11 protein-coding genes are annotated in these 12,552 nt (G+C 44.7%); 8 read left to right on the top strand and 3 right to left on the bottom strand.

The annotated features are described in order from the left end of the window. Nucleotides 1-136: 136 nt before the first annotated feature. The 4 genes from I6L24_RS12815 (at nucleotide 137) to dnaX (ending at nucleotide 5,104) form a co-directional block, all read left to right on the top strand. Nucleotides 137-991 (top strand): MaoC family dehydratase, encoded by an 855-nt coding sequence (locus tag I6L24_RS12815; protein WP_044108854.1) that lies wholly within the window; start codon nucleotides 137-139, stop codon nucleotides 989-991. Between the two features lie 59 nt (nucleotides 992-1,050). After that, a complete protein-coding gene (locus tag I6L24_RS12810; RefSeq protein ID WP_216986140.1) occupies nucleotides 1,051-2,316 on the top strand; it encodes a serine hydrolase domain-containing protein in 1,266 nt (421 codons plus the stop codon). A gap of 78 nt (nucleotides 2,317-2,394) precedes the next feature. Further along, complete coding sequence (locus I6L24_RS12805; protein ID WP_216986139.1) at nucleotides 2,395-2,838, top strand: copper resistance protein NlpE N-terminal domain-containing protein; 444 nt, start codon at nucleotides 2,395-2,397, stop codon at nucleotides 2,836-2,838. Nucleotides 2,839-2,971: 133 nt separating this feature from the next. Beyond that, nucleotides 2,972-5,104, top strand: a complete 2,133-nt coding sequence (gene dnaX, locus I6L24_RS12800) for a DNA polymerase III subunit gamma/tau (protein WP_216986138.1) — start codon at nucleotides 2,972-2,974, stop codon at nucleotides 5,102-5,104. A gap of 8 nt (nucleotides 5,105-5,112) precedes the next feature. Here the strand turns inward: dnaX and I6L24_RS12795 are convergent, their stop codons facing one another. Next, nucleotides 5,113-5,547 (bottom strand): acyl-CoA thioesterase, encoded by a 435-nt coding sequence (locus I6L24_RS12795; protein ID WP_081401206.1) that lies wholly within the window; start codon nucleotides 5,545-5,547, stop codon nucleotides 5,113-5,115. A gap of 44 nt (nucleotides 5,548-5,591) precedes the next feature. Continuing rightward, nucleotides 5,592-6,752 (bottom strand): iron-containing alcohol dehydrogenase, encoded by a 1,161-nt coding sequence (locus I6L24_RS12790; protein WP_044108857.1) that lies wholly within the window; start codon nucleotides 6,750-6,752, stop codon nucleotides 5,592-5,594. 120 nt (nucleotides 6,753-6,872) lie between these two features. On the opposite strand from I6L24_RS12790, the gene I6L24_RS12785 reads away from it, so the two are divergent. From I6L24_RS12785 to I6L24_RS12770, 4 genes are read left to right on the top strand one after another with little or no spacing between them, the layout of a single operon-like run. Further along, complete coding sequence (locus I6L24_RS12785; RefSeq protein WP_004278810.1) at nucleotides 6,873-7,379, top strand: low molecular weight protein-tyrosine-phosphatase; 507 nt, start codon at nucleotides 6,873-6,875, stop codon at nucleotides 7,377-7,379. A gap of 3 nt (nucleotides 7,380-7,382) precedes the next feature. Then, nucleotides 7,383-8,423 (top strand): UDP-N-acetylmuramate dehydrogenase, encoded by a 1,041-nt coding sequence (gene murB / locus I6L24_RS12780; protein ID WP_216986137.1) that lies wholly within the window; start codon nucleotides 7,383-7,385, stop codon nucleotides 8,421-8,423. 1 nt (nucleotide 8,424) lies between these two features. Then, nucleotides 8,425-9,564 carry a YdcF family protein gene (locus tag I6L24_RS12775; RefSeq protein WP_005106608.1) on the top strand — a complete coding sequence of 380 codons (1,140 nt, stop codon included), beginning with the start codon at nucleotides 8,425-8,427 and terminating at the stop codon, nucleotides 9,562-9,564. Then, nucleotides 9,564-10,607 carry an alpha/beta hydrolase gene (locus I6L24_RS12770; protein ID WP_216986136.1) on the top strand — a complete coding sequence of 348 codons (1,044 nt, stop codon included), beginning with the start codon at nucleotides 9,564-9,566 and terminating at the stop codon, nucleotides 10,605-10,607. Before I6L24_RS12775 ends, I6L24_RS12770 begins: the two co-directional genes overlap by 1 nt. Before the next feature lie 68 nt (nucleotides 10,608-10,675). Here I6L24_RS12770 and I6L24_RS12765 read toward each other — a convergent pair whose 3' ends face one another. Next, a complete protein-coding gene (locus tag I6L24_RS12765; protein ID WP_216986135.1) occupies nucleotides 10,676-12,346 on the bottom strand; it encodes an FMN-binding glutamate synthase family protein in 1,671 nt (556 codons plus the stop codon). Between the last annotated feature and the right edge of the window lie 206 nt (nucleotides 12,347-12,552).

Here is a 12,552-nt window from a genome sequence, read left to right as displayed (position 1 = left end):
CTTTTATTGAAGCTCAGGGGGAGGATTTAGGAGAGGGAGATTAGGGGCCTTTTTTTAGCCCTCTCTCTAACTCTCTCCCAAAGGGAGAGAGAAATCCACTCATATATAAATGAAAAGAATATTTTAAAGGTTCAGTATGAATACGCGCCATTTTAGTCAACTTCCAAAACCTTATTTAGCCTATCCAAAAGTGATTCAAGGCTTGATTTTTAAAAAGCCGAAAGCTGAAAAAGTTCTACCGCAAGTTGAATATGTGGTGGATTCATTCAAGGTCGATCAAAAACATCTGAAAGCCTATAATGAAGTCTGCGGTTTTAAAAATAATGGTTATATTCCAGCAATCTATCTGACGGTGCTTTCACAAAGTCTACAAATGCACATGATGACTTCAGAAGCATTTCCGTTTCCGATCTTGGGTCTGGTACATATCCGTAACCAAGTGAAGCAATACCGTAAAATCGGCGTCAATGAAACCTTGACCCTATCATGCAAATTTGGTGAATTACAGCCACATGATAAAGGCGTTCAGTTTGATTTCATTACTACAGTCAAAGTGGCAGGTGAAGTCGTAGTTGAAGCATTAACCACTTATCTGTCACGTCAAAAGACCAATGCTAAAGCGGCTGCTAAACCTGCAGAAAGCCAAGCGCCAGAATACAAACTGAATAATGAATGGAGCATCTCGGAGAATACGGGTCGCCGTTATGCCATGACCTCAGGTGACTTTAACCTGATTCATATTCATGCAGTTACAGCGAAAGCCTTTGGCTTTAAACAGGCAATTGCACATGGTATGTGGAGCAAAGCCAAAGCACTGGCGAATCTGTCATTGCCAGATGCTTATGAAGTTGATGTCTGGTTCAAGTTGCCGATGTACTTGCCATCTAAAGTTGAGTTCCTGACCGCGCAGGCAGCGAATGAGACAGATTTCCTGATTCGAAACAGTAAGAGTCAAAAACCGCATGTCACCGGTCATATCAAAGCGATTTAAATCTGGATCAAAAGCCTAAACCCGATTTAGGCTTTTTCATTTTAAGGGATCAATATTCTATGGATAGAATGATGCAGCCAATTAAAGATTATCTGTTTGCTGATCAGCATAATTATCAGGGCAATGTCGATGAGCGTTTCAGTGACCTTGCCCGTCAGTTTAGCCGTTTGCAGGATGCACGTACCGAACAGGGTGGTGCCGCACTGGTGGTATATTTTGAGGGACAAAAGGTCGTCGATATTTATACCGGTAAAAAGTCTGTCACTGAAAACTGGCAACCGGATACCATGTCGCTGTGTTATTCCACAGGCAAAGGTGTGCTGGCGACTTTGGCGCACATTCTGGTGAGTCAAGGTTATCTGGATTATGATCGACCGGTTGCAGAATACTGGCCTGAATTTGCACAAAAGGGTAAAGAAAATATTACTCTGGCGCATATGCTGAGTCATCAAAGTGGCCTGTTTGATATCCGTAATATGATTGATGATGCCACTGAAATGGCCGACTGGTCGCATATGCTGGACCGGATTGCAGCAGCGGAACCACGTTTTCGAGTTGCAACAGATGCAGCCTATCAACCGCTGACTTTTGGCTGGCAGGTGGGTGGAGCATTAGAAAAAGCGACTGGTAAAAAACTGGGTGAGCTGATGCAGGAATATCTGGTACAGCCACTACAGTTAAATGGTGCTTATTTTAGCGTACCGACGAATGAGTTAGCTCGGGTAGCGCTGCCCATTTTAAAGCCTAAAGCAGCCAAGTCTCAAACACAGACTGCGAAAAAAACTACACCAAGAAAGCCGAACCTGATGGAGCGAGCCTTGGTCTTTAGCGGGCAGGATCCTCAGGATTTTCAGGATGCCATGATTCCCAAAGGCATGAAGAAATTTAGTTTCTTTAGTGAACAGGGGCTACAAGCGATTATTCCCTCCGCCAATGGTGTCTTTACTGCAGAGAGTCTGGCAAAAATCTATACCATGCTGGCGAATCATGGCGAATGGCAAGGTCAGCAACTGATTTCGCCTGAGGTGTTCCAGCGACTTAGTCAGATGCAATACAAAACACGAGATCGGGTCATGCCTTTACCGATGCACTGGCGTTTGGGTTATCACCGTGTTCTCACTTTAGGAAAAGCCTCTAAAGGTTTTGGTCATATGGGGTTTAATGGCTCTGGTGCCTGGTGCGATCCTGAGCGGAATTTAAGTTTTGCCTATACCCATAATTTCCCGACAGGTTCATTAACCGGAGATTATCGTCTTTGGGGCCTGACGCAGGAAACATTGCGCTGTGCGGATGCGGTACTGACCGGCCGCAAAGGCTGGCGCTAGTTATCCCTGATTTGGGAGTTTAGCCCATCAGACAAATATGTTATTTTGTCGCGCAGTCCATGGCTATGGTGTGAAGTAATGAAAAAAGTGCTGGTGATTCCACTGGTCGCAAGCAGTGCGTTGTTCGGATGTCAGGAGCCGAATCAGCCGGCTGTAAAAACGGTGATGGAAGCCAAAGCTCAGATTCCTGCCTGGGTCGGGAATTATCAAGGTACAACGCCATGTATGGGATGCTTTTCAAGTTGTGAAGACTGTCCAGGCATGGCAGTGGCCTTAACTTTAAATGAAGATCAGACCTTTACTTTACAGCGTGAAAGTTTAAGTGGTCATAATGAAATTGAAACGATGAGCGGGAATATTCGGTTTCAGGATGAATCACAACAAAAGATTGAATTGCTGAATGTCGATACCCGGAATCTACTCTATGTCGATCTGAAAAAGCATGTTCTGGAAATTCGTGAAGATCAAACAGGCAAACGCTACCAGATGCAAAGTGACTTTATCTTGTTTGAATCCGTCTGATTTTAAAAAAGCATCTGTTTTATATCCCTTTTTCAATGATTTTGATCAAGGGATTTTTATTCTTTATAAACCGGCATTCATTTCACTATTTTATAAAAAAACAGTATGCTTAGACCTGTAAAAAGGAGCATACATGTATCAAGTACTTGCGCGAAAATACCGTCCTCGTAATTTTAATGAATTGGTGGGGCAAAACCATGTATCACGTGCTTTAACCAGCGCGCTCGAACGTGGCCGTTTGCATCATGCCTATTTGTTTACAGGAACGCGTGGTGTCGGAAAAACCACGATTGCACGTATTTTGGCGAAGTGCTTGAACTGCGAAACCGGTATTACTTCGACGCCTTGCGAGGTGTGTCCGACCTGTACCGCAGTCAATGAAGGGCGCTTTATTGATTTAATCGAAATCGATGCGGCATCCCGTACCAAGGTCGAAGATACCCGTGAGCTGCTCGACAATGTGCCTTATGCACCGACTCAAGGTCGCTTTAAGGTCTACCTGATCGATGAAGTGCACATGCTCTCCACGCATTCTTTCAATGCTTTGTTAAAGACGCTAGAAGAACCGCCGGAACATGTCAAATTCCTATTTGCAACCACCGATCCGCAAAAACTGCCAATTACCGTAATTTCTCGCTGTCTGCAATTTACCTTGCGCCCATTGGCAGTCGATGAAATTACCGAACATCTGGGCCATATTCTTAGCAAAGAAAGTATTCAGTCTGATCAGGATGCGATCTGGCAGATTGCTGAATCTGCGCAAGGTTCATTACGTGATGCCTTGTCGTTGACCGATCAGGCGATTGCCTATGGTCAGGGAGCGATTCAGCATCAGGATGTTAAAGACATGCTGGGGCTGATTGACCGTACTATTATTTATGACCTGATTCTGGCGATTCACCAGAATCAGAAAGCACAAGTCAGTCAGTTATTGCTACAGTTCCGCCAGCAAGCTCTGGATGTATCACTGGTGCTCGACCAGCTGATTTCAACCCTGCATGAACTGGCTTTATTGCAGTACCTGCCAGATCTGAGTTTGAAATATAGTGCCGAGATCAATCGAAAGATCATGCAATTATCGGCTCTAATTTCAGCACAAGACCTGCAACTCTATTATCAGATTGCCTGTAAGGGTCGTGCCGATTTACAGCTTGCAGTTACGCAGGAACAAGGCTTTGAGATGACGGTGCTACGCTTACTGGCTTTCCGTCCATTACAACCAAGTGAAATTCCAGTAATGCAGGAGACTGCATCGCAACAGGCAACAACCCATACAACACGTCTACAGCCACCTGTTCAGACACAACTTCAATCTGAATCAATAGAAACACAATCATTGGAGGCAGAACCGGTATTTGATGATTTCTCTCTGGACGATGGGACAGATGAGGAGATTGATGTTGCATCAGCGTCTGGGCCTTCTTCGGATGATTTTCTCGATGAAGAAGAGCCAACCAGCATCAATGCACCTGAACCTGTCCAGCCTGTAGCAACTCAAACAGTGATTGAAGAGATTCAGTCTGCGGATCAGATTGTTTTTGATCCAAATGATGATAAAGGCCTATTTGGTTTCGATGAAATCGAGAGCACCCCAGAAACAGCGGCTACAAGCAACAGTTCAGATGATTTTCTGCTTGAAGAGTTTATTCCTGCAGATGCTGTGATTCATACCGAGCCAGCACAAGACAGTATGCCTGCTGATGAGGAATTTAGTCTTGCTGCACCGGAATTGGAACTTTCACAGGATTCGATTGCTCAGCCTGCTCTTGAAAACACAGCTCCGGTTCAGCCAGTTGCACAGACAGCTTTGCTGGAAGATATTTCCCAAGATGTAAATACGCAGAATCTGATGCCACAGGATATTTTAAAAATACCTGAGCAAACCTTAGAAGGCGAGTGGAGCGTAGAAAAATGGGAATACTGGTTCCGTAATAGCCAGCTTTCTCCAGCGGTACAGGAACTGGTGCAGTATGGCGTCATGACTGGCCAGATGAATGGCGAATCCGTTTTCCATATTCCTGAACAGTACCAGCAGTTGTTGACCCAGTTGCAACATCATCTGGAAGCTGCTTTGCAACAGCAATGGCCGCAAACCAATTTCCAGGTGAAATTTGAAAATGTGGATCAGTTAACGCCCTATACCATGCAGCATCAGCGTAAGGTACGTGCCTTTAAACGTGCCGAAGAACTGTTACATGCTGAACCGGCAGTACGCGATCTGTTACAGCAGTTTGATGGTGAACTGCAAAATATTCAGCTGAAATAGGCTGGATGTTAAGTCACAACAAATCGAGATAAAGCATCCCGCATTTCGACTGGAATCGGGGTGCTTTTTCGTGTTTCACGGTCAACAAATACATGGACAAAATTGCCTTGCGCAGCGGCTGTATCTGAGTTGCGTTTAAAAATAGCCAGATCATAGCTGAGCGATGAATTTCCCATGCTTTCAATGGCCACGCCCACTTCAATAATTTCCGGATAAGACAGTTCCTGATTAAATTGACAGTTGGAGCTGACCACCAGCCCAATCATCGGGGAATATTTAGGATCAAAATCAGCCTCCTGAATCAGCAGGGCATTGGCTGCGGTATCAAAATAACTGTAATAAGTCACATTGTTGACATGGCCGTACAGATCATTGTCTGCCCATCGGGTTTGAATGGGCAGGAAAAATGTATAGTGTTCGCGCTGTTTGATGGTGGCTTTTATCACTATTCAGTCCTCGGCTAGATAAGGCTTAGGTGGAAATTGATCTAGGCATAGATCGCCTGATAAATCTGATAAGCATCCTCCAGCTTGAGTTCACGGGGATTATTCTGCAACAGCCGGCTTTGTTGCATCGCATCTTTTGCCATGACCTGCAGCATATGTTCTGGAACATTCAACTGATTTAGTTTTAGAGTCAAACCGCTTTGCATCAGATGATTATTAAAATGATCAATAAATAGATCGGTCAGGCCATCATGACAACCTTTACTGCGGGGATCCAGCCAGGTCATTAATTCCGCATAGAGCTGTTTAGCCACTGGCGCATTAAACTTTAATACTTCAGTTAGAACCAGTGCATTGCTATGCCCGTGTGACAGGTGAAAATGTCCACCAAGCGGATAAGCCAGCGCATGTACAGCAGCGACCGGTGCATTGGCAAAGGCTTGTCCAGCCAGCATGGAACCAATCAGCATATTTTGACGCGCATCTAAATCATTGCCGTCTTGCAGCACGCGCTGCAGATTGGCATTCAGTAATCTTAAAGCCTGTTTGGCCAGCATATCCGAATAAGGGTTTTTCTTGTGTTTTGAGGTATAAGCTTCAATGGCATGCACCATGGCATCAATGCCGGTGGCGGCAGTGATCTGTGCCGGAAGATTTTGGGTAAAGGTTGCATCCAGAATGGCAATATCTGCATAGAGAATGGGCGCGACAATGCCAGTTTTGGTCGTTTCACCTGTGGTGACAATCGAAATCGGCGTCACTTCCGAACCTGTTCCAGCGGTGGTCGGTACCAGAATTAAAGCTAAACGCGGTCCGGTAGCATTATCAACGCCATACAGATCGGACAGTGTCTGATGCTGCTCGGGATGCGCCAAAATTGCAATGAGTTTGGCCACATCCATCGAGCTGCCACCACCAAAGCCCAGCACCACATCAATATTTTCCTGTTTTGCAAAAGCCGCCGCTTCAAGCACCACTGTATCGGGCGGATCGGCCTGAACATCCGAGTAAATCACGTACTCCAGCCCGGCAGATTCAATAATATCAAGAAGCGGCAAATGTAATTGCTGCTTCAGCATCCCCGGGTCAGTCACTAGCAGAAGACGTTGATAACGGCCATTTTTTAGAATTTTAAATAATTCCTGAATCGTGCCTAGTCCGGCAATGATATTGGGGACGGTTTGAAACTGAAAACGATTCATGGCGATATCCTTGATTTTTTTATTGCAAATACGAGATTATTCTATGGTTGTAAGATAGGAATCAGTATATAAATAACTTAACATAAGAATCCTTAAAATAAAGTAGCTCTGAGGTTGTTTATGTCATCCAGAACGCCATACAAGGTGTTATGTGTTTGTTTGGGAAATATTTGCCGCTCTCCCACGGCAGAAGTTGTACTCAGACATTATTGTGATGAACAGCAACTGAATATTGTGGTCGATTCTGCCGGAACCAGTAATTATCATCCGGGCAAGGCACCGGACTTGCGTAGCCAGCAGCATGCGCTGAAACGTGGCTATGACCTTTCAGCACTTCGCGCACGTCAACTTATTCCGCATGATTTTATTGATTATGATCTGATTCTGGCGATGGATCTGGAGAATTTATCCAATATCCAGAACATACAGCGTCTGGCAGAAACTCAGTTTGGTCATGTACGTGCACGTGTGGCATTGATGAGTGAACATGATCAGACCTATCCGAAACAGGCCTTACCGGATCCCTATTATGGCGAAGCGGATGGCTTTGAACGGGTGCTTGATCAGTGTGAGTCCAGCAGCCAGGCCTGGATTGAGATTTTTAAACAGAATTTACACAAGGTTTAAGCGATGCAGATTCAAACCCAGGTTCAACTTAAACCTTTTAATACCTTAAATTTAGAAGCAGTTGCTTCGCACTATGCTCAGATTCAATCCACCGCTGATCTGCTAACTGCACTAGATTTTGCGGAACAGCAGCAAATCAATTTGCTGATCCTGTCAGGCGGCAGTAATATGTTGTTGCCGGAGCAGATTGATGCGCTAGTTCTGCATATGGATATTCAAGGCATTGAAATGCTGGATGCTGATGATCAGTCGCAACGTTTACGTGTAGGCGGCGGACAAGGCTGGCATGACTTCGTGCTCTGGACTACAGCACAAGGTCTGTATGGTTTACAAAATTTGGCCCTGATTCCTGGACGTGTCGGTGCTTCGCCAGTACAGAATATTGGCGCTTATGGCGTTGAAGTCGGCGAGTTTATCGATTCCGTCGAGGTCTATGACCGTCAGCTGAAACAATTTGCCTCGATTCAGGCAGCAGACTGTCAATTTGCCTACCGGCATAGTATTTTTAAAGATGATCCTAACCGTTATGTGATTACCCATGTGACTTTTAGATTACTTAAACAGCCAGATTTGAAACTGAATTACGGTGACCTGAAGACTGCGGTCGGTGATCAGCTCACAGCAGAAAACTTGCAGCAACAGGTCATTCAGATTCGTCAGAGCAAATTACCTGATCCGCAAGAATTTCCCAACGTGGGTAGCTTCTTTAAAAATCCAGTGGTTGATCAGGCGGTCTCTGACCAAATTGCTGTATCTTTCCCGAATTTACCCCATTACCAACAAGCCAATGCTCAAGTTAAACTAGCAGCGGGCTGGCTGATTGATCAGGCGGGCTGGAAGGGTAAACAGTTGGGGTCTGTCGGCATGTTTCACAAACAGGCATTGGTCTTGGTGAATTATGGTCAAGCCTCTCTCACCGATGTACGTAAAACTTATCGTGCAGTACAGCAATCGGTTTGGGAAAAATTTAGTCTAATGCTGGAACCTGAACCTGTATTGTTCGATAAAAATGGCTTGATCCGTTCTCATCAGGAAGAGGAATAACATGAAAAACACCCATTGGATGGTACGTTTGCTACAAATTATCACTGGACTATTTGTACTATGCGGCTGTCTACTGGTGTTGGTTTATACGCCTTTTTACTCAAAAATGATCGTCAAGGGTTTAAACCAGTTTGTCTCCCTAGAGCTAAATGAAGTCGCGGCCCAAAGCCAGAAAATGGCAGCGTTAAGCGAGCATGAAAATCTGGAACCTGGCTCTGATTTGTGGATTGCCCGTCAGGCTTATTTAAAGGTCATGGAACAGGATATCCAGCAGAATAATTCTGCCAACCTGATGCTGATTCAGGCGCGTTATAAAGCACTGCAGCAAGTAATTGAAGAATATCAACGCGAGCAGCAAGATCAAAAAACAGAGCAAAGTCCACCTGCTCAGGTGCCGTTATTGTCCTCACAGGAAGATGCAGAACCAGTCGATCCGACAGCAAATGTCCGGGAATTGCTGGAGTGGGACAGTAGTGAAAACAAGGAACGTATTGAGCAATATATGGAGTTTCTGATGACGCATCCGCTGGAACAAGGGGAAGCCAGTTCGGTACAGGAAACTGATGGAGAGGAGATCCAGCAAGACTTGGCTTTACTGCAAGAGCAACAGCAGGCTAAACCCGCGAATCGCTCTCAGCCTTATGCGATTGTGGTATTGGGTGGTGGCTTAACTCTGGATGAACAAAGCAAAGAAATTGTAGTCAATAACTATACGCGACTACGTCTGGAAACTACGCTGGCAGTAGAGAAACATTATCAGTTGCCGATTGTTCTGAGTGGGGTCGAAGCGCCGTATATGCAGCGCTGGTTAAAAAATCATGGTGTCGATGCCAAATTACTGGAAGATCGCAGCATGAACACCTGTGAAAATACCCGTTTCAGTTCATTATTATTACAAAAGAAAGGTGGAGCGCCTACAGTGATTCTGATTACGGATCGTTATCATATGCCGCGTACCCGCCGTTTATTTGCGTTAAATGGCATACAAACCATTCCGGTAGAAGCGCCGATGCCAACGCCATTGACACGATGGCGTCCAAGTGCACAAAATTATGATCACAGTCGTCGTGCCAATTATGAAATGTTGGCGACCATGCGCGATATGTGGTTTGGATCCAGTGACTGTCGGGAGGTGCCATAATGTCTGATATCCCATTTTTAAATCCCACCATTCTGAAACAGCTGGATTTACCCATTCCGAGTCGGGATGTTACGCCTCAACTCTTGCCACCTTTAAACCTGAATCGTAGTGATGAACCGCCGATTGACTTGCAATCCTATCGCAAGCTTTATGGTTTTGATTTACTGGACTGCAAACACTGGCAGGGCTATGTACAGATGCCTTTATTCAGGTTGCATGTACAGGTGTTTGAACCGAATCTGGAAAATACCCGCTTTGACAATATTCAGGGAACCGCTTTTTTGCTGCATGGTTATCTGGAACATAGCGGTATTTATCAGCCGATTGTCAAAGAGCTTTTGGAACAGGGTTTTAGCGTATTGACCTATGACTTGCCGGGACATGGTCTCAGTGATGGTTCACCTGCTAGCATTCAGAATTTTGATCATTATCAGCAGGTCTTGCATGCAGTACATCGCTATGTACAGCACGCTTCACAATTACCGAAACCTTGGGTTGGCATCGGCCAGAGTACCGGTGGTGCGATCTGGATGCACCATTTACTGGAATTTGCAGAACGTCGTGAAAATCCTTTTGTCGAGCGGGTCTTGCTATTATCACCATTGATTCGTCCCGCCAAAACTGCTTGGTGGCATAATTCGGTCGGGCTTGGCATTATTAGCCGAATCAAACGTGAAGTTCCCCGGCATTTTAGACGCAATAACCATAATCCGGAGTTTCTGCGTTTTATCCGGCTTAAAGATCCATTACAACCGCGAATGATGGGCATGGACTGGATTCTGGCGATGTCACGCTGGATGCTGGAAATGGAAGCGCGTCCGGCTTGTCGTATTCCAGTCTGGCTGGCACAGGGTGCACAGGATCAGACTGTTGATTGGCGTTATAATATCGAATTTATCCGGCGTAAATTCCGGCTCCAGACTTTACTGATGCTGGAAGAAGGTTCGCATCAGTTAATCAATGAACGTGCTGATATTCGCGCTGCATTGACGGGTTTGATTCCAGCCTTTCTGCATGCACATGGCAGCAAAACTTATTATTAATAGATTGAAAATTGGATATTTAAAAAGGCGTTTATTAAAACGCCTTTTTTGATTTTAACTGCATCAAATTAAAATTTTTCTAATTGGGCCAAATTCCACATCCTGAAGTAGAAGTTCTCCTCATCCTTATTTTCACAGGATAATAATTCACCTTCTTTGAGCCAAAAATGAATCTGCGCAAAGTTCTTTATTTCGTGATTATTCACGCGTTGTGCCAGATGATGCGCCTTAATAGCGGAAGGGTGTTTGAGACCTGCGGAAGCTATTAGTTCAGACAGGGCATGTAAGGTGTTTTTATGATAATGAAATACGCGCTCTGCTTTGGTGGGCACATGTAAGGCCTTTTGACGATCTTTATCCTGTGTGGTGACACCGACAGGACACTGGTTGGTATGACAGCTTTGAGCCTGAATACAGCCGACGGCAAACATAAAACCACGTGCCGAATTCACCCAATCTGCCCCAATCGCGAGCGTGCTGGCAATATCAAATGCACTAATAATTTTACCACTTGCACCAATTTTGATTTTATCTCTTAAACCTGCACCAACAAGGGTATTATGCACAAATAGTAAACCTTCTCTTAGGGGTGCACCGACAAAGTCGATTAACTCAATGGGTGCAGCGCCCGTTCCACCTTCAGAGCCATCGACGACGATGAAATCGGGATAAATCTGGGTGTGCAGCATGGCTTTGACCATACTCATAAACTGCCAGGGCTGCCCCAGACATAGCTTGAATCCGACCGGTTTTCCGTTGGAAAGTTCACGTAATCGTTGGATGAAATTCATCATTTCAATCGGGGTGCTAAAGGCGGGATGACTAGAGGGTGATACGCAATCATGTTCACGGCTGATGCCCCGGATTTGGGCAATTTCTTCCGAGATCTTGCTTTTAGGTAAAATACCGCCATGTCCGGGTTTAGCACCTTGCGAAAGCTTGATTTCAATCATTTTCACCTGGGGTAATTTCGCTTGTGCAGCAAAACGTTCCGGATCAAACTGCCCATCTAAAGTACGGCAGCCAAAATAACCACTGCCAATCTCCCAAACCAGATCGCCGCCATATTCCAGATGGTAGGGACTGATACTGCCTTCTCCAGTATCATGGAAAAAATCACCTTTTTTAGCACCGAGATTAAGGGCTCGTATCGCATTGGCACTCATGCTGCCAAAGCTCATGGCTGAAATATTTAAAATAGAAGCTGAAAAGGGCTGAGTACATTGCTCATTTCCAATCAGAATGCGAAAAGTCTGCGGATCGGCAACTTTGCAGGGCGTAATAGAATGACTAACAAAGCGGTAATTATCTTCATAGACATTCAGAATCGAGCCGAAAGGTTTATCTGAATTTTCATTTTTTGCCCGCTGATACACCAGACTGCGTTGCATACGGGAAAAAGGCAGTGCATCGCGGTCGGCTTCAATAAAATACTGACGAATCTCCGGACGGAATTCTTCAAAGATAAAGCGGAAATGTCCCATGATGGGATAATTTTTCAGAATGGAATGCTTATTTTGCAGTACATCATACAAACCCAGCAAACTCAGCAGAATACTCAGGATCCATAGGGTATTCACCAACGTTTGTGGAATAAAATAATAGATATAACGCGGTGAATAACCGATATGAAATGTAGTAAAAATCACTGCAATCAGAATGCAGGCAAACCAGACCGAATGGCGGGAAAAGAAAGTATTGAGCAGCTTGTGACGTACTAATTGAGCAGGGTTAGCCATTGTAAAATTAAGTCCCTATTTCTACTTCTATAGGGCTTTATGATGTGCAGAGCGAGGTATCTTATACAAGCAGAGAATTGTTATTCGATTTTATAAACTTGCCGAAAATGCTATTAAGCCAGACAATGAATCGGCAGCGATTATAGATAAATTTTTCGAAAAAAGTACTATAGAAAAAATCTGCAAAAGACATGCATTCTATTTAT

Source organism: Acinetobacter lwoffii (assembly GCF_019048525.1).
GTDB classification, from domain to species: Bacteria; Pseudomonadota; Gammaproteobacteria; order Pseudomonadales; family Moraxellaceae; genus Acinetobacter; species Acinetobacter lwoffii_K.
The sequence above is the reverse complement of the archived record's forward strand: the minus strand, read 5'-3'. Positions and strand labels throughout refer to the sequence as shown.